We start from the raw sequence: 17,291 nt of genomic DNA, 5'->3' as shown, positions 1-17,291 counted from the left end.
TTCCCGTCCTCGCGCCACCCCGGAGCCGACCGGCGACGACGACGGCGACCCGGTGTCCGCAGAGCAACGCGGCCCGGGGCAGCGGGTGTTCTCCCCGTGGTCCGAGGCGGGCAGGTGCCCCGGCAGCGATACGGCGGCGCTACGCGGCTGCGCCAGCATGGCCGACGTTCGATCGATCATCGATGATCCGCCTCAGACAGGGTTCCGTATGCGCGTCCTCCGCCGAGTCCTCGCCGTGTTCGCCGGTGTGGCGCTGCTCGCCGGCGTCAGCCTGTTCGCGTCCTCCACCGCGCAGGCCGCCACCTCCTGCTCCGGCACCGTCACGTACGACCGGACCGTCTCGCACGACGGCAGTGCCATCGGCGAGTTGGTCATCTACTACAACAGCAGCAACGGCGGGACGAACAGCGCCTGCTTCTACCACCGGGGGGCGTCCTACGGCGTCTCGGCCACGACCGGCGTCGAGATCTACCGGTGCCTGCAGAAGTCCGGTACGGGCGGCGGCTGCACCGTGGATGCCACGTCGCGCACCGACAAGGGGTCGTTCGCCTACAACGCCGGACCGGTCGGTGTGACCGGCACGGCGAACTACTGCGTCTACGCCTACGGCTCCATCGTCTGGGCCGGCCACGAGTACTCCGTGTCGAGCGGAACCCAGGGCTGCTGAGCGACACCCCCGCACCGCGGTCCCGGCAAGCCTCCCGCCCCGGACCGACTCGCACAGCTCAACGTGTCGAACCGCCTGGTGTTCGACACCGGAAAGGAAGTCCTCCCTTGCGCAAGAAGCTCGTCTCCGTCCTCGGTGCCCTCGCGATGGCCGCAGCCGCCACCGTGATGACCGCGCCCGAGGCCTCGGCCCTCACCGCCTCGCCGACGGAGCTCTGCGGCCCCGGCTACAAGGTCGTCGACTCCGAACAGCTCATCAACCGCACCGTGTGGGTCTACCTGACCTACAACAGCTCCAACGGCTACAACTGCGTGGTCACCATCCGCGGGAACGGGGGCGACCCGGTGCACATGTCGGCCGACCTCACCGTCCAGGGCAGCGCCCGGAAGTCCGACACCGGCTACTACAAGTCCTACGCCGGCCCGGTGTACGCCCACGCCGAGGGCAAGTGCGTCAAGTGGGGCGGCTTCTTCAGCGACTTCGACCAGAGCGCGTACGAGAGCCCCTGGAGCCACTGCGGCTGACCCGCCGACGGTGGCCCCGCCACCGGGCCGGATCCCGCCCCACGGCGGCCCGTCCCGGTGGCGGGGCTTCGGCGTTCCGCCCCGCCCAGCGCCGCTGCGGGCCGACGCCGCGGCGGGACGCGGCGGGCGAAAGCAACGGCCGGACGCGGCGGGCGAAAGCAGCGGGCGCTGCCCCGGGACACCGGGTGTCCCGGAACAGCGCCCGGTGTGCGGCGGCGGAGCCGCTCAGGTGTAGCAGTAGTTGAGGTTGCCCCGCGTCGAGCCCGAGGTGCCGGTGGACCAGGTGGCCTTGCCGCTGGTGTTGTAGAAGACGAGGTTTCCGTCGTCCTTGAGCCTGGCGTGCCCGCCGGGCGCCGGGTTGAGGGCGCCGAGGGTGCAGACGATGCCACCGGAGGCGTCGAGCAGCTTCACGTAGCCGGACTTCGACCAGTCCACCCGTACGACGCCCTTGCCCTTGGTCCCCGATGCCCAGACCGGGTACGCGTCGGCTCCGGTGAACTTGTAGAGCACCAGGTTGCCGTCGGACTGGAAGTCCAGCTCCGCCATGCCGTTGTCCGCCGCCGCGTGGCTGCCGGGGGTCCAGTCGCGCTGGGCGAGGGTGAAGCTGGCGACGGAGGCGTCGGCCGATGCGGTCGTGGTGGTCAGGCCGATCGCGCCGGCCAGCGCCGTACCCACCAGGGCGGCCCGCAGGAGACGCCTGCGGGCCGGGGAACCGACGGTCTTGCTGGGTGTCACGGGTGTCCTTCCGGAAGGCCGTCGCGCCGCGGAGTGGCACGGCGGCGGTGGTCAGCGCCCCTGGCACCGACGGCCGGCCCGCCGCGGCGGCGCGGCCGGCCCACGGCCGCGCTCCGCAGCCGCGGTTCGCGGAACCGCCCCGCTCGCACGGCACGTTCGTCCTTCGAGCACAAGGGCGCGGGGTGCGCGCGGGCCTGCCGGCCGGAACCGGTCGGCAGCCGACGGAACCACCCCTCTCCGGACCAACCTAGGGACGGCACGTATCACCCGTGTAGCGCCACCGTATCCCTGCCGGAGGTCACCGGTCGGCACCCGACCTGCAGGCGGGCTCGTGCCACAACGTCCGGACGACCACCCCGCCCGGAGCGATGTGCTCGCTGGACCACGTCCGGCAGCAGCCGCCGGCGAACCGGTCCGGAGCAGCGGTCGCGGACGGTCGGCGGCGGCGGCGATGCCTGGCAGGTGTCGTCATGCTCCAGGCTCTGCCCGTTCCGGTGCCCGACGAACCTCTCCGCCGCCCCGACCGTACGGACCCCGGTGCGGCCGAGCGCTGAATCGCATGCGGCCGGTCCGAGCACAAACATGCTGACGAAAAAGATCACCACATCGAGGCAATGCGAAGGGTGTACAGCGCCAACTGGCCGCGCCGACGGCTAGTTTGCTCCCTGAGGCCAGCGGCCTGCGTGGACGTTCGCTCCGTCCGCCCCGGTCACGTGCGACGTGGACCGTGCCGGTCGCCGCTGTTACTGAAGGAGAGCCTGCTCGATGACGGTGGACACCAGCCAGTCGGCGCAGTCGGAGCCGACTGGACAGAGCAGCCTGGGCACGGCTGCTGCTCGAAATCTCGCCACCACGACCAAGTCCGCTCCGCAGATGCAGGAGATCACCTCCCGCTGGCTGCTGCGGATGCTCCCCTGGGTGGAGACCAAGGGCGGGACCTACCGGGTGAACCGGCGGCTGACGTACACCGTCGGGGACGGGCGCATCGAGTTCGTCCAGAACGGCGCCCGGGTCCAGGTGATCCCCCGCGAGCTCGGCGAACTCGCGGTGCTGCGCGGCTTCGACGACGTGGCCGTGCTGACCGCGCTCGCCGGCCGCTGCGAACAGCGCGACTTCCGTGCGGGCGAGGTGCTGGTGGAGCGCGGCGCTCCTGCCGAACGGATCCACCTGATCGCCCACGGCCGGATCGGCCAGACCTCCGAGGGGCGGTACGGCGAGGCGGTGTCCGTCGCCGTACTGGCCGACGGCGACCACTTCGGCGAGCACGCCCTGCTGGACGCCGGTGCGACGTGGGACTGCACCGCCACCGCCCAGACGGCCGGCACCCTGCTCACGCTCGCGCGGGCGGACTTCGATGCCGTGCTGGCCGCGGCGCCGGGCCTCAGGGCGCACGTCGAACGGTTCTCGGCGATCCCGCTCCAGCGGCAGAACCGCCACGGCGAGGCCGAGATCGCCATGTCGGCCGGCCACACCGGCGAGGTCGAGCTGCCCGGTTCGTTCGTCGACTACGAACTCAAGCCGCGCGAGTACGAGCTGTCCGTCGCCCAGACCGTGCTGCGGGTCCACACGAGGGTCGCCGACCTCTACAACGGTCCGATGAACCAGACCGAGGAGCAGCTCAGGCTCACCGTCGAGGCGCTGCGCGAGCGCCAGGAGTACGAGCTGATCAACAACCGCGAGTTCGGCCTGCTCCACAACGCCGCCTTCAAGCAGCGGATCCAGACCCACTCCGGTTCGCCGACCCCGGACGACCTCGACGAACTCCTCTGCCGTCGGCGTGGTTCCCGGTTCTTCCTCGCCCACCCCAGGGCGATCGCGGCCATCGGCCGGGAGTTCAACGCCCGCGGGCTCTACCCGGACCACGTCGACCTCGGCGGACAGCAGGTTCCGGCCTGGCGCGGAGTTCCGATCCTGCCCTGCAGCAAGATCCCGATCAGTCGGGAGAACACCACCTCGATCCTCGTGATGCGGACGGGGGAGGACAAGCAGGGAGTCATCGGTCTGCACCAGACCGGGCTGGCGGACGAGTACGAGCCGGGGCTGTCGGTGCGGTTCATGGGCATCGACGATCGGGCGATCATCTCCTACCTCGTCAGCACGTACTACTCCGCGGCGATCCTGGTGCCCGACGCGCTCGGCGTGCTGGAGAACGTGCAGATCGGCCGCAGGAACGGCTAGGGCCACGAGCCCGGTTCCGACTGTCTTCGCCGGATCACGTCGGCCCGGCGCACGGAGAGCGGTGTGCGGCGCGCTGCCGTGCGGCGCGTCCACCGCGGGATCCGCCGCACACCGGAGCCGAGCAACCGGTGCGTCGGTCATGCGTGCTGCGCGGTACCGGACCGGCGTCCGGTGCGGACCGGCGTGTCCGGTACGGCCCGGCACGTTCCGGTACGGCCCGGACGGCCGTGCGCGGGACGGCCGTGCGCGCGGGACGGCCCTGAAGTTCCTGGCTGCCGGCGGCCGCAGCACGCACCCCCTCGGCCCCGTCCGGCGTGCCCGGATCCGAGACGTCCCTCACCTCACCAAGGAGCCACGGATGCCCGTCCCTGTGCCTTTGCCAGGGCAGTCGAGCCTGCCCTCCGCCACGTCCCGCCCCGGGCCTCCCTCCCTCGGCCACGGCGGCGGAGCCCGGCGCAGCAGCCTGCCCGGGCCGCCTCCGGTCCTCCCTCCGGCCCCGGGGACCCGACCCGTTCCGAGCGGCGACCCGGTCGGCACGTCCATGCCGCAGGGTGCCGTTGCGGCACGGACGCCGAGCCCCGCGCTGCAGCAGATCCTGCGGGGCCCCAGCGGTCTGGGCACGGCGGGGCTCTACCTGCCCCGGCAGGAGGTGGTGGCCGCGGCCGAGGTGGTGGCCGCGCCGGCGGAACCGGCTGCGGGCAGGCCGGTTCCGGGTCTCTACCACCACCCGGTCCCGGAGCCCGACGCCCACCGGGTGGAGGAGGTCAGCCGCAGGATCAAGGCGTGGGCGGTGGAGGAGGTCGAGCTGTTCCCCCCGGACTGGGAGGACCAGTTCGACGGGTTCTCGCTGGGCCGCTACATGGTCGCGTGCCATCCCGACGCCCCGACCGTCGATCACCTGATGATCGCCACACGGCTGATGGCGGCCGAGAACGCCCTCGACGACTGCTACTGCGAGGACCACGGCGGCTCTCCCGTCGGCCTCGGCGGCCGCCTGCTGCTGGCCCACACCGCGCTCGACCCCCTCCACACCACGACCGAGTACCAGCCGGACTGGGCGGAGTCGCTCCACGCGGACGCGCCGCGGCGGGCGTACCGCTCGGCGATGCAGTACTTCGTCCAGCAGGCCGGTCACTCCCAGGCCGACCGGTTCCGCCACGACATGGCCCGGCTGCACCTGGGATACCTCGCGGAAGCGGCCTGGGCCGAGACGGACTACGTACCGGAGGTGTGGGAGTACCTGGCGATGCGCCAGTTCAACAACTTCCGCCCCTGCCCGACCATCACCGACACGGTCGGCGGGTACGAGCTCCCGGCGGACCTGCACGCCCTGCCCGCCATGCAGCGGGTCATCGCGCTCGCCGGGAACGCGACCACCATCGTCAACGACCTGTACTCGTACACCAAGGAACTCGCCAGTCCCGGCCGGCACCTGAACCTGCCGGTGGTGATCGCCGAGCGTGAGGGCTGCTCCGTCCGCGAGGCCTACCTGAAGGCCGTCGAGGTCCACAACGACCTGATGCACGCCTTCGAGACCGCGGCCGCCGACCTCGCCGCCGAGGTTCCGCACCCCAGCGCGTTGCGCTTCCTGCGCGGCGTGGCCGCATGGGTCGACGGCAACCACTACTGGCACCAGACCAACACCTACCGCTACAGCCTGCCCGATTTCTGGTAAGAACGGACTCATCTGTGACCAACACTCAGCTCGCCACCGCCACCCCCTCGGCCGTGATCCCCGCCCCGGCGACTCCCTACCAGGGCGACATCGCCCGCTACTGGGACCATGAGGCCCGGCCCGTGAACCTGCGTCTGGGCGACGTCGACGGGCTCTACCACCACCACTACGGCATCGGCGACATCGACCACGACGCCCTCGGCGACACCGAGGACAGCACCTACGAGAAGAAGCTGATCGCCGAGCTGCACCGCCTGGAGTCGGCGCAGACCGACGTGCTCCTGGACCACCTCGGGGAGATCGGGGCGGACGGGACCCTCGTGGACGCCGGCTGCGGCCGCGGCGGGTCGATGGTGATGGCCCACCAGCGCTTCGGATGCAAGGTCGAGGGCGTCACCCTGTCGGCCAAGCAGGCCGACTTCGCGAACGGGCGCGCCCGTGAGCTGGGCATCGGCGACCACGTGCGCGCCCGCGTGTGCAACATGCTCGGCATGCCCTTCGAGACCGGGCAGGTCTCCGCCTCGTGGAACAACGAGTCGAGCATGTACGTCGACCTCCACGACCTCTTCGCCGAGCACTCGCGGATCCTCGGCGTCGGGGGACGTTACGTCACCATCACCGGCTGCTGGAACCCCCGTTACGGCCAGCCCTCGAAGTGGGTCTCCCAGATCAATGCGCACTTCGAGTGCAACATCCACTCCCGCCGGGAGTACCTGCAGGCCATGGCCGACAACCGCCTCGTCCCGCAGGCCGTCATCGACCTGACCGCGGCCACCCTGCCCTACTGGGAGCTGCGGGCCACGTCCTCGCTGGTCACCGGCATCGAGGAGGCATTCATCAACTCCTACAAGGACGGCTCGTTCCAGTACCTCCTGATCGCGGCCGACCGCGTCTGAGCACACCGGGCCCGCGCGTCGGACCGTCCTCGCCGCCCGACACACTCCCAGCAGAACGAGGCCGCCGGTACGCGACCGGCGGCCCCGTCGTGGACCCGGGCAGCGCGCCGATCCGGGCGTGCGGGGCGTCCGGCCCGGTGTCACTCCCGCGATGTGGCCAGGAGGTCGTCCAGGGCCCCGACGACGAGTCGCCACGCCGGGGAGCGGGGGTCGACGAGGTCGAAGTGGCCGCAGTTCCCGGGGGTGACGAGGCGGGCTCCGACGGCCGCGGCGTAGCGGCGGGCCATCTCCACGGGCAGGTTCTCGTCCCGCTCGCCGTGCACCACCACCGTCGGCAGGTCGACCTTCCCGAGGGCCGCCGGGTCGGCGGCGGCGTACCGATCGGCGACCTGCGCGGGACCGCCACCGAGCAGGTCGGCCACGGCTCCACGACCGGAACCGAGGTCGTACGTCCCTCGCAGGTCCGCGACCGGGGCCAGGGCCACCACACCGGCGAGCCCGGGCAGTTCGGCGCTCCGGCCGGGCGACCCCTCGGGCAGACGGTGGCGCAGGGCCGCCCAGAGCGCCAGGTGTCCGCCGGCCGAGTGTCCCAGCAGGAACACGCGGCCGGTGTCCACCGCCCCTCCGGCGACCCGGCCGGCCTCGTCGGGAAGCACGTCGACGGCCCGGGCGACGTCGAGGAACGTCGTCGGCCAGCCGCCGTCCCCACCCACCCGCCGGTACTCCGCATTGAGTACCGCCCACCCGCGCGAGGCCAGGTCCCCCGCCAGTGGCGTCAGCCCCGAGCGGTCGTACGGCTCGCGCCAGAAGCCGCCGTGCAGCAGCAGGACGAGCGGCGCCGGCGCCCGCCCCGCGCCGGACGGTGGCAGGTGGAGATCCGCCACCTGGTCCGGGTGCGTTCCGTACGCGATGGTCGTCATGACGGGCTCTCCGTTCGTCGAGCTGGTTGCAACCACGACATGGTCGCCCATCGCACCACGGCAGGCCGCCGGTTCGGGAGGCGGGGCGTGCGAGGCGGACTCACCTCCAGCGCCTGTCCGGCGAACCGCCGTTGACCGGTGGTGGCGGGAGGATCATCCTGCGCATGACGTCGCTTGGAGCCGGCGGGCCGTCGGACGGGTTCCTGCTCGGGTGGAGCCTGTCGGCGATCGTCCTGGCCTTGTGGGTCTCGACGGCCGGGTGCCGTTGCGGCCGGGCACGCCGCCGGGCCTGGAGCGGGGCGTGAGCGCGCTGTTCGCCGTTCTGGGTGCGGTCACCTTCCTCGTCCTGGCACTCGGGGTGCCGGTAAGCATGCTGTCACCAGCCGCAAACGGGGCCGGCCCGTGGTACTCGCGGCGTCCGTCGCGGTCGGGTCGTTCCACATGGCCCAGGTCGGTCAACGCAGCAGAGGCAGGAAGATCGTGTCGACGATCTCTTCGAGGACCCGGTCGGGCGCGGGGGCGTAGGTCGTCAGGATCTCCTGGCGCAGCAGGTCGAACGGCAGGGCCTTGATGCGGTCGGTGAGGCGCTCGGGCTTTGCCTCGCCGCGGGCGACGGCGCGGTCGAATATCGCGTCGACGGCCTGCTTGCGGCCGGTGTCGGCGGGGTCGAGCAGTTCGGCAGGGCTGGTCCCGGTCTCCAGGTGGTAGCTGGCCAGGTAGACGCTCATCACGGTGACGAGCCGGACCCGCGTGGCGTTGATCTCCCGCATGAGGGTCAGCACGTCTTCGCGCAGGCTGCCGGTGTCCGGGACCTTGAGAACGTTCTTCCGCAAGACGTGGACCAGGGTGGCCCGGACGAGGTCGTCGCGGTCCGACCAGCGGCGATAGAGGACCGGGGGGCTGGTGCCGGCACGTTTGACGACGGCGTCCATGGTGAACCTGGCGTAGCCGCCGGCGACGAGTTCGTCCCAGGCTGCGTCGAGCAGCGCCTGCTCCAGGGCCGCTCCGCGGCGCCGCTCCGGCATCGTCATCCCCTCCGCATGAGAAAGACTTGTGTATCTAACAATAGCGGCTTAGTCTGGCCCCTGAAAGATAGAGTTGTATATCTTAAGGAGCGCTCCATGGCCGCCGTCGGCAACCCCGCCACATCCAGCCCGCCGGACGCAGTCGACCCGGCCGTGCGGCGCCTGGTGTTCACCCTCATCGTCGGTGCGCTCGCCGTCATCTTCGACACCACGATCATGAGCGTCGCCATCGACAGCCTCGCCGGACAGCTCCACACCACACTGGCCACCGCCCAGTGGGTCACCACCGCCTACCTGCTGGCCCTGTCCGCCACCATGCCCGCCGTCGGCTGGGCCCAGGCCGCACTCGGCGGCAAACGCCTGTGGATCCTCTCGCTGGCGCTGTTCCTCGCGGGGTCGATGCTGTGCGCCGCGGCCTGGAACGCACCGGCCCTGATCGCCTTCCGCGTCGTCCAGGGCATCGGCGGCGGCATCATGATGGTCCTGATGGCCACCCTGGTCATGCAGGCCGCCGACGGCCGCAACATCGGCAAGGTCATGGCACTGATCACCGTGCCCACCGCCCTGGGACCGGTCGTAGGCCCGGTCATCGGAGGCGCCGTCCTGCACTTCGGCGACTGGCGGTGGATCTTCCTGTTCAACATCCCGTTCTGCCTCGTCGGCGGCTGGCTGGCCTGGCGCAACCTGCCCGCCGACCGGCCCAGCGGCGGAACCCGCCCCCGCCTGGACACCGTGGGCATGCTCCTCCTGGCACCCGGCATCGCCGCAGTCGTCTACGGCCTGACCCAACTCGGCGGAACCGACGCAATCACCTCCACCAAGGTCGGGCTCCCCCTGGCCGCCGGCGTCGCGCTGCTGGCCGGCTACACCGCCTGGGCGCTACGCCGCGGAGCCGCCGCCCTGCTCGACATCCGCCTGTTCCGCCACCGCTCCCTGGCCTCCTCCACCGTGCTGCTGCTACTGGCCGGAGCCGCCTTGTACGGCGCCATGCTGCTGATGCCGCTGTATTGGCAGCAGGTCCGCGGCGAAACGGCCCTGGGAGCCGCGATGCTGCTCATCCCGCAGGGCGTGGGCACCCTGCTGTCCCGCTCGCTGGCCGGGAAGGTCATGGACCGCATAGGCGCCCGCCCGGTCGCCGTCCTTGCCTTCGCGGTCACCTTCGCCGCCACCGTGCCATTCGGCTTCGTCACCGCCACCACCAGCAACATCACGCTGATGGCCGTGCTGTTCGTCCGCGGCCTCGGCCTCGGCGCGGCCATGATCGCCCTGATGGGCGGCGCCTTCGTCGGCCTGACCCGCGGCGAAATCCCGGCCGCCTCCAGCATGAGCCGCGTCGCCCAGCAGGTCGGCGGCTCCATCGGCACCGCCGTCCTGGTCGTGATCCTCCAGCGCTCCGTCGCCGGTACCCACACCCCCGCCGACCTGGCGACCGGCTTCGGCGACGCCTTCTGGTGGGCCGCCGCGTTCACCGCCGCAGCGATCCCGCTGTGCCTTCTCCTTCCGAAGCGAGCCGACACCGAACCACAGCCCCAGGACACAAGTTCTGACGGACAGCTCGCCGAAGTCTGACCAGCCCCGCACCGCAACCCGGCGCCCTCGCTCCGTCACCACTCGCGCCCATGCCGTCCGGCGCGTCAAGCGCGAGGCCCCCAACACTGCTTGACCTCACAGGATCACCGCCAAGGGCGGTGCCACGGAGTGGATCCACTGGCAGTCCGGCACCGCCCAGCTCCCGCCCCGGCTCCTCGCCCGCCGCACCCGCGGCCCGGTGTTCCTCACCGACCGCAAGGCCCCGTCGGGACGCCGACACGCGACGTGTGCCCGGAGACCGGACGGGCCCGGCTCTCCCACCGCCGGGTCGAAGAGATCTTCGAGGAGAACCCCCGGCTGCTGGCCAACCCCCTCGCCTCGCCCAAGGACATCGAGGACATCGAGGACCTGGACGGCTGGACACTCCACCGGCTGCGCCACCGTGCCCTCACCCACGACGCCGAAGACGGCACCTCACCGGCACCCCCACTCCGCGCCTGACCGCCGACCGGGGCGCCATCGTCTTGAACGCGTTCAGTATCTGTGCCAGGCTGCTCCCGTCCGGCGGCGCTCCGAGCACGACCGGTCCGTTCGCCGTGCCCGGGCACGGCTCAAGCCCCGGGGGGGGACGTGGCACAGGGACGGCCGCACGGCGAGGCCTCCGGCCCCGGAGCCGACAGCGGAGACCTGCCGCGGCGTGCGGAGTGGAAGGGCCGACTCGGCGTGGCCTTCTACCTGGTCGGCGGCGCGGCGGTGGTGTTGGGGTTGCTCGGCTGGGGGGCCGTGGCCGCGATGAGATCGACCTCCGGGCTGCCCGACAACCACGTGGCGAAGACCGACTCCCGCGTCTGCCCGGACACCGTGGCGAACAACCTCTCCTACGCCGACGCCGTCCACCACTTCAGTCTGTCGGTCCCGAAGGACGCCTCCGGGCTGGTGTTCACGGCGAGCACGCACCCGCTGTTCGGGGAAGCCTCGCTCGATCTGCGGTTCACCACCACCCCGGCCGGCCTCTCCGCCTTCCTCGCCGTGAGCGGCTTCCCGTCGCCCGTGACCGACACGACGCTGGGGCTGGGCGACTGGAGCTACTACGTACCCGGCAGGCCGCCGAAGGATGCGAGTGGTGCCTGCGGCCTGCACCCGGCGGTCCGTCCGGGCATGACCTACGCCGAGGACACCTCGAGCGGCCGGCGCTTCCTCGCCGTGGATTCGACCGATCCCGGGCATCCCGTGGTGTGGGTCTCCGCCATGGACATGTGACGCCGGGCGGGCCGAACGGCCCGTCAGCCGGCGATGTGTCAGCAGCGACCTGGTCAGGACCACGCCCGAGTGGCTCGCCCTGACCGTCCGGGAACGCGTGGACGCCTTCACCGCCCAGGTCCTGCCGGCCACCGGGGCCAGGACCACCGGCGTCCGGTCGCGCTTCTACGACACGGTGTTCTACTCCGTGCGCGTCACCGACGTCTGGGTGTGGGAGGCCGAGGACCACCACGCCTACCGGCTCCTCATCGACGCGCTGCGCGAAACCCCGTTCTGGGAGCGCTACTTCGAGGTCGTCGACCTTCGGGCCGGCACCGAGAACGGCTATGCGCGGGCCTACGGCCTCGAACCCGTCGCCACCGTCGCCACCTGACGCGCCGCCGCTTGCGCCCCCGGGCCGGGACCAGTCCCGGGCCGGCCGGTCCCGGTCCCGGGGCCTCAGAAAGTGTTGGGTAATTGATCAACTGCGAGACGTGATGCGCGGGCGGTGATCTTTGCGGCCGTGGTGTTCGCGATGATCGCCGCCATGTGTGTCTGCGTGTGCAAGCCGTCCTATGACTCGTCGTTGACGGATGCCCAGTGGGCGGTGATCGAGCCGTTGTTGCCGGTGCGGGATCCGCGCCGGGCGGGTCGTCGGTTGAAGTTCCCGCGTCGGCTGGTCGTGGACACCGTGCTGTACGTGCTGGTCAGTGGCTGTGCCTGGCGGTTGGTTCCGCACGACCTCGCCCCGTGGGACGTGGCCTACCGGTGGTTCCGGGTCTGGGCGGCGGACGGCACCTGGGACCGGGTCCACGACGCGCTGCGCGAGCGGGTGCGGGTGGCGGACGGCCGGGACCCGCAGCCCTCGGCGGCGGTGCTGGACTCTCAGTCCGCCCGCAGCCACCAGGGCGGGCAGGCGATCGGCTACGACGCGGGCAAGCGCGTGCGGGGCCGCAAGCGGCACCTGCTGGTGGACACCTGCGGGCTGGTGCTCCGGGCGGTCGTGCACTCGGCCTCGGTGCAGGACCGGGCCGGCGCGAAGTTGGTTCTCGCCGGCCTGCGGGAGGTGTTTCCGCAGGCCGGGCTGGTCTGGGTGGACGGCGGCTACGTGAACGTCGTCGACGCGGGGCTGGTCGGCTGGGCGGCCGAGCACGAGAGGCTGGAGATCGTCGCGGTGCCCCGAAACGCGGATGTGAAAGGCTTCCAGGTGCTGCCCCGCCGGTGGGTGGTCGAGCGGACATTCTCCTGGCTGGGACGGTGCAGACGGTTGGCACGGGACTACGAGCGCAAGACCGCGCACGCCGAAGCAATGATAAAGGTCGCCATGATCCGGCTCATGGCCGCCCGCCTCGCCGGCGAGGAGATCGAACCACGCGGCCCCATCGAGACCGAAGCAGCCCGCCGCCTCGCCGACGACCTCGAGAACCAGTAATCACCCGATTACCCAACACTTTCTCAGCCGACCCGGCCGGGACGCGCCTGGGCGACCAGCTTCCCCGCCCTGACCCGGGCCCAGGAGAGCAGCCCCACCGCCACGGCCGCGCCGAACGCCGCCGCCCCGCCCAGGGAGTCCGCCGTCCCGCTGCGCAGGGCCGCGGAGAACGGCAGCGCCAGCAGGGGCACGGCCACGGCGGGGCCCGCCGCGTACCAGGCGGCGAACGCCGCGAGGTTGCCGCCGCCACCGCCGGTCGCCCGCGCCGGGCGGTACAGCAGGTCGCGGCGGGCCGCGCCCCGGCAGGCGTTCACCAGTCCCGCGCCGACCAGCGCGGGGACGGCGGCCGGTGCCAGCCAGGCCGCGGGACCTGCGCCGCAGAGCACGGCCACCGTGCTCCCGGCCGCGCCGAGCAGCACGCCGAGCACGGTGGGGACGACGGCGTGGCGCAGCATCAGGCCGGCGAACGGGTACGGCGTCCAGAACGCCCGGCGCACGTCGTCCGTGTCGATCCGGGCCGGCTCCAGCAGTTGGGCGACGGCCAGGTGGCCGAAGGTCAGGGCGAGGCCGGTGGCGGCCAGGGAGACGCTCCCCGGGGCGGTGCGGGCGGGCACGGCGCACAGCAGCGCCGGAACGGTGAGCAGCACCGCGCGGCCGAGCCGGGCGGGCGAACGGACGAGGCCGAGGACGTCCCTCCAGTGGACGACGAGCCAGGCCCTGCGGGGCGCCGGCAGCCGGAGCCTCAGTCGGCGGTCGCCTCCGGAGGCGGCGTTCACGGCCAGCCGAGCGGCGCGCAGTTCGACCGTCCGCAGTGCGGCGAGCACGCTCGCGGCGTTCCTGGCCCGCTCCCGCAGCCGGGTCAGCGACACGGTGGCGGCGGCCCGGTCGGCGTGCACGAGGCACACGGCGGTCGACGCGGCCAGGAGCGCGCCGGCCGCCCAGCTCCCCGGGACGGCGGCCGGCGTCGGCGCCAGGGCTGCGATCCCCGCCCAGCCCCACGGGCCCGACCACAGCACCATCTCGTCCAGCCAGTGGACGGAGTGCCCCGTGGCGGCCAGGGCGCTCTGCGCGGCGAGCGCGAGGACCAGCACCGTGGCGTACGGGGTGAGCCGGCGGGCCAGGCGGGCCGCCCGTTCGCTGCGCTGCACGGACAGTGCGGCGCAGACGCCGAGCAGCGGCAGGCACGTCCCGCCGAGCAGGCACCAGCCGAGGGCGGCGGGCAGGCCGGCCCGCACGGTCAGTCCGAGCACGACCGTGCCGCCCGCGGCCGCGACCAGGCCGGGGAACACCGCGAGCCCGCAGGACAGCCGGAACCAGGGCCGCAGCACCGGCCCCGGGCGGACCGGGTGGACGAGCAGCCAGTCGATGGTGGCCCGCGGCGGCATCACCGGCCCGCGCCAGAGCCCGTCGCGTACGGCGAGCAGGAGGACGGCCAGTCCGACGGCGGCGACGCCGCCCGGTACGGCGGCCAGCAGCGCCGGGCCGCGGCCGGTGTAGTCGGCGCCCATCGCGGCCTGCAGGAACAGGCCCAGGCTCGGCACGCCTCCCCAGACGACCAGGAGGAGCACGGTGCAGTAGAGCGCGTAGGCCGCCTGGCGGGCCCGGTCGAGGCGGTACCGGGTCCGCAGGGACCGCAGCAGGGCCAGCGCTTCGTCGGTCCAGTCGTCCTCGTCGCCCCACTCGGCGGGCGGTCCGTCGGCCGTGGCGGCCGGTTCCTCGGGCACGTCCTCCGCCGCGACCGCCGTGCCGTCGGTCGCGCTCACCGGCCCGCCCCGTTGTGCGCGGCGCCGGCGGCCCCGGCGGCCGAGGCCTCCGCCGCCAGCATCGCCTCTGGGGCGCCCTGCCGGGCGATGCGGCCCTCCTCCAGCACCACCACCCGGTCGGCCACCGCCAGGGCGAGATCGGCGTGGTGGGTGACCAGCAGCACCGCCACGCCGTCCGCGAGTTCCCCCTTGAGCAGGTCGGCGAGTCGTCGGCGTGCGCCCGGGTCGAGGCGCTGCTCGGGCTCGTCCAGGAGCAGCAGGTCCCGCGGCCGGACGAGCGCGCAGGCCAGCAGCAGGGACTGCATCTGCCCGGAGGACAGGGCGGAGGTCAGCGCGTCCGCCCGCTCGGCGAGCATCCGGTCCTCCAGCACCTGCTGGACCCACTCGCTGGCGCCCGCGACACCGTGCGCGACCGCCACCAGCAGCAGGTGCTCGCGCACCGTGAGGTCGGGGTAGCAGGCGACCGTGTCGCCGACGACCGCCACCCGGGCCCTGATCCGCGGGTCGTTCTCGTCCATCTCCAGACCGTCGAACCGGACGGTGCCGGTGGTCGGCAGGTCGCGGCCGGCGGCGACCCGCAGCAGCGTCGATTTGCCCGACCCGTTGTGCCCGACCAGCGCCACGCACTCACCGGCGGCCACCGTCAGGTCCACCGGATGCAGGACCTCCCGGTCGCCGTACGAGCGGCTCACCCCGCTCAGTTGCAGCAGCGGCGACCGAGCGGCGGCGTGCGGCTCGGCTGGATTCTCCACCACGTGGACCTCTCTCGACGATCGATCGGATCACAGTACCGACCGACCGTCCGGCCCCTTCGCCCGCACCGCGTTCACCGGGTGCCACCACGCGCCGACGGGGCCGCGGGTGGGCCGGCGGAACGGCGGAGGTGGATACTGTGAGACCCCATGAGCCGGTGGTCACTGCGGTCCGCCCTGCCGCGACTGAACGGGGCGCTGGTTGCCGGAGCGGCGGTGGGCGTCCTCGTCTGGCTGCTGCGCGACCTGCCGATGGGAATCCTCGCAGGCATCACCGCGGCCCAGACGTTCTTCGTCGCGGCCGGATGGATCGCACTGTGGCCGATGAACGCCACCGCGACCCGCCACAACGCCCGGCGCGAGGACTTCCGGCCCGTCCTGGAGGAGTTCGTCGTCGTCTCGGCAGCCGTCGGCGGCCTCACCGGCATCGTGCTCCTGCTCCTTCTCGGCAGGTCCGCCGACAACCACGCCGCCGCAGCGACCGCACTCGGCGGCGTCTTCATGGGCTGGGCATCACTGCACCTGATGTACGCCACCCGCTACGCCGAGCTCCACCTCGCGCCCCCGACCGGCGGGATCGACTTCAACTCCGACGAACCACCGTGCTACAAGGACTTCCTCTACTTCAGCTACAACCTCGGCATGACCTACCAGGTGTCCGACACCAGCGTCACCGCGTCCGCCGTCCGTGCCGTCGTGCTGCGCCACTGCCTGCTCTCCTACGTCTTCGGCACGAGCATCCTGGCCACCACCATCAACCTCGTCACCGGCATCGTCACCGGCTGACCGTCCGTCGGGGCCGCCCGCGAGTCACCGGTGGCCGGCAGGACGTCCGCGACCGAGACCGTCCGGGCCGTGCGGTGCACGGGTGGGGTCGCACGGCCGGGAGGGTGATGCCACCGGGGTGTCGACCGGCCCGGGCATCAGGCTGTGCGAACGCTGGAGGGGCGGTGCCCCCGGGGCGCCGGCCGCCCGATCGCCGACCACTCGGGGAGTGCTCCGCCATGTCCGTGGCCCACCGGATCCTGCAGTTGCTCCTCGCCCTCGCCTGCGCCGCCGGCCTGTGGACTGCCGCCGCCACCCCCGCAAGCGCCGCCCCCGCCCGGACCGCGGCTGCCGCGCCGGCCGCCGGACAGGGGATCGACTGGGACCGGATCGCGGCCTGCGAGAGCGGCGGCCGCTGGCACACCAACACCGGCAACGGCTACTACGGCGGCCTGCAGTTCGACCGGGCGACCTGGCGCGCCAACGGCGGCCTCGCCTTCGCGCCCCGCCCGGACCTCGCCACCCGCGACCAGCAGATCGCCGTCGCGGAACACCTCGCCGCCCGCCGCGGCCTCTCTCCCTGGTCGGCCTGCGGATCCCGCGCCGGCCGTACCACCGGCCACCACACCGTCCCGTCGCCGCGGCCCGGCACCCGGCAGCCGGCCGCCGCCGAACCGGACACGGCCACCGACCCGGACACGGCCACCGACCCCGCACCGGACACCGGCAGCACCGTCGTGGTCCAGGACGGCGACACCCTCGACGCCATCGCCCAGGCGCAGCAGCTCGCCGGCGGCTGGCCCGCCCTCTACCGGGCCAACCACGACACCATCGGCGACGACCCCGACCTCATCCTCCCGGGCCAGACCCTCCGTCTCCCCTGACCCGGCAGCGTCCGTCCCCGCCTCGGACACCGGGATGCGCGGCCGCCGGGCGGTCCGCCCGACGGATGGCGCACCCAGCCCGGGCCCGGAGGGACGGTCCGTCAGTTCCGCTGGCCGGCACCCTCGTCGAGGAGGTGCGTCGCCCGTCACCGCCCGCGCCGCCGTACGACCGTCCGCAACTGCTGGGCGCGATCGACGCCGCGGCCCGGCGGGCAGCCGTGGCGGCGACCGCGGACCCGGCGCGAGCCGCCCTGCTGGCACTCCTGGGCACCCGGGCGGACCAGCCGTTCGCCGCCGCCGGAAGCC

Annotated in this window: 17 protein-coding genes; 12 read left to right on the top strand and 5 right to left on the bottom strand. The window is 72.9% G+C overall.

Going from position 1 to position 17,291, the window contains the following annotated elements; translation table 11 throughout:
* The first annotated feature begins 208 nt into the window (after window positions 1-208).
* Together KSNIM_RS34100 and KSNIM_RS34095 are read left to right on the top strand one after the other, a co-directional pair.
* Window positions 209-667: a hypothetical protein gene (locus KSNIM_RS34100; protein ID WP_263107031.1), complete on the top strand. Its 459-nt coding sequence runs from the start codon at window positions 209-211 to the stop codon at window positions 665-667.
* Window positions 668-774: 107 nt separating this feature from the next.
* Complete coding sequence (locus KSNIM_RS34095; protein WP_263107030.1) at window positions 775-1,191, top strand: acetyltransferase; 417 nt, start codon at window positions 775-777, stop codon at window positions 1,189-1,191.
* 225 nt (window positions 1,192-1,416) lie between these two features.
* Here the strand turns inward: KSNIM_RS34095 and KSNIM_RS34090 are convergent, their stop codons facing one another.
* A complete protein-coding gene (locus KSNIM_RS34090) occupies window positions 1,417-1,926 on the bottom strand; it encodes a hypothetical protein (protein WP_263107029.1) in 510 nt (169 codons plus the stop codon).
* A 765-nt stretch (window positions 1,927-2,691) separates the two neighbouring features.
* On the opposite strand from KSNIM_RS34090, the gene KSNIM_RS34085 reads away from it, so the two are divergent.
* The 3 genes from KSNIM_RS34085 (at window position 2,692) to KSNIM_RS34075 (ending at window position 6,675) form a co-directional block, all read left to right on the top strand.
* Window positions 2,692-4,104: a family 2B encapsulin nanocompartment shell protein gene (locus KSNIM_RS34085; RefSeq protein WP_263107028.1), complete on the top strand. Its 1,413-nt coding sequence runs from the start codon at window positions 2,692-2,694 to the stop codon at window positions 4,102-4,104.
* Window positions 4,105-4,462: 358 nt separating this feature from the next.
* Window positions 4,463-5,779 (top strand): family 2 encapsulin nanocompartment cargo protein terpene cyclase, encoded by a 1,317-nt coding sequence (locus tag KSNIM_RS34080; protein WP_263107027.1) that lies wholly within the window; start codon window positions 4,463-4,465, stop codon window positions 5,777-5,779.
* Between the two features lie 14 nt (window positions 5,780-5,793).
* A complete protein-coding gene (locus KSNIM_RS34075; RefSeq protein WP_263107026.1) occupies window positions 5,794-6,675 on the top strand; it encodes a geranyl diphosphate 2-C-methyltransferase in 882 nt (293 codons plus the stop codon).
* A gap of 140 nt (window positions 6,676-6,815) precedes the next feature.
* Here the strand turns inward: KSNIM_RS34075 and KSNIM_RS34070 are convergent, their stop codons facing one another.
* Together KSNIM_RS34070 and KSNIM_RS34065 are read right to left on the bottom strand one after the other, a co-directional pair.
* Window positions 6,816-7,595, bottom strand: coding sequence for an alpha/beta hydrolase family protein (locus tag KSNIM_RS34070; RefSeq protein WP_263107025.1), 780 nt, complete (start codon window positions 7,593-7,595; stop codon window positions 6,816-6,818).
* Window positions 7,596-8,050: 455 nt separating this feature from the next.
* Complete coding sequence (locus KSNIM_RS34065; RefSeq protein WP_263107024.1) at window positions 8,051-8,620, bottom strand: TetR/AcrR family transcriptional regulator; 570 nt, start codon at window positions 8,618-8,620, stop codon at window positions 8,051-8,053.
* 96 nt (window positions 8,621-8,716) lie between these two features.
* Between KSNIM_RS34065 and KSNIM_RS34060 the strand changes: the two genes are divergently transcribed.
* The 5 genes from KSNIM_RS34060 to KSNIM_RS34040 all read left to right on the top strand — a co-directional run bounded on the left by KSNIM_RS34060 (window position 8,717) and on the right by KSNIM_RS34040 (window position 12,821).
* On the top strand, window positions 8,717-10,189 hold the full coding sequence (locus KSNIM_RS34060) for a DHA2 family efflux MFS transporter permease subunit (protein ID WP_263107023.1): 1,473 nt from the start codon (window positions 8,717-8,719) through the stop codon (window positions 10,187-10,189).
* Between the two features lie 246 nt (window positions 10,190-10,435).
* Window positions 10,436-10,651, top strand: a complete 216-nt coding sequence (locus KSNIM_RS34055; RefSeq protein ID WP_263107022.1) for a hypothetical protein — start codon at window positions 10,436-10,438, stop codon at window positions 10,649-10,651.
* Window positions 10,652-10,780: 129 nt separating this feature from the next.
* The gene (locus tag KSNIM_RS34050) at window positions 10,781-11,410 is read left to right on the top strand and encodes a hypothetical protein (RefSeq protein WP_263107021.1); all 630 of its coding nucleotides are present in this window, start codon (window positions 10,781-10,783) and stop codon (window positions 11,408-11,410) included.
* 49 nt (window positions 11,411-11,459) lie between these two features.
* Window positions 11,460-11,783 carry a darcynin family protein gene (locus KSNIM_RS34045; protein WP_263108226.1) on the top strand — a complete coding sequence of 108 codons (324 nt, stop codon included), beginning with the start codon at window positions 11,460-11,462 and terminating at the stop codon, window positions 11,781-11,783.
* Window positions 11,784-11,924: 141 nt separating this feature from the next.
* Window positions 11,925-12,821, top strand: coding sequence for an IS5 family transposase (locus KSNIM_RS34040; RefSeq protein WP_263108050.1), 897 nt, complete (start codon window positions 11,925-11,927; stop codon window positions 12,819-12,821).
* A 23-nt stretch (window positions 12,822-12,844) separates the two neighbouring features.
* On the opposite strand, the gene KSNIM_RS34035 is transcribed toward KSNIM_RS34040, so the two are convergent.
* Together KSNIM_RS34035 and KSNIM_RS34030 are read right to left on the bottom strand one after the other, a co-directional pair.
* Window positions 12,845-14,584, bottom strand: coding sequence for a hypothetical protein (locus KSNIM_RS34035; RefSeq protein WP_263107020.1), 1,740 nt, complete (start codon window positions 14,582-14,584; stop codon window positions 12,845-12,847).
* Window positions 14,581-15,339 (bottom strand): ABC transporter ATP-binding protein, encoded by a 759-nt coding sequence (locus KSNIM_RS34030; RefSeq protein WP_263107016.1) that lies wholly within the window; start codon window positions 15,337-15,339, stop codon window positions 14,581-14,583. The genes KSNIM_RS34035 and KSNIM_RS34030 overlap by 4 nt, the downstream gene beginning before the upstream one ends.
* Before the next feature lie 147 nt (window positions 15,340-15,486).
* On the opposite strand from KSNIM_RS34030, the gene KSNIM_RS34025 reads away from it, so the two are divergent.
* Both KSNIM_RS34025 and KSNIM_RS39220 read left to right on the top strand, forming a co-directional pair.
* Window positions 15,487-16,122 carry a DUF1345 domain-containing protein gene (locus KSNIM_RS34025; protein ID WP_263107015.1) on the top strand — a complete coding sequence of 212 codons (636 nt, stop codon included), beginning with the start codon at window positions 15,487-15,489 and terminating at the stop codon, window positions 16,120-16,122.
* A 218-nt stretch (window positions 16,123-16,340) separates the two neighbouring features.
* Window positions 16,341-16,985, top strand: a complete 645-nt coding sequence (locus tag KSNIM_RS39220) for a transglycosylase family protein (protein WP_317634090.1) — start codon at window positions 16,341-16,343, stop codon at window positions 16,983-16,985.
* The last annotated feature ends 306 nt before the right edge of the window (window positions 16,986-17,291 follow it).

Origin of the sequence: Kitasatospora sp. DSM 101779 (assembly GCF_025655475.1) — a bacterium.
In the GTDB taxonomy this organism is placed as follows: Bacteria; Actinomycetota; Actinomycetes; order Streptomycetales; family Streptomycetaceae; genus Kitasatospora.
The sequence above is the reverse complement of the archived record's forward strand: the minus strand, read 5'-3'. Positions and strand labels throughout refer to the sequence as shown.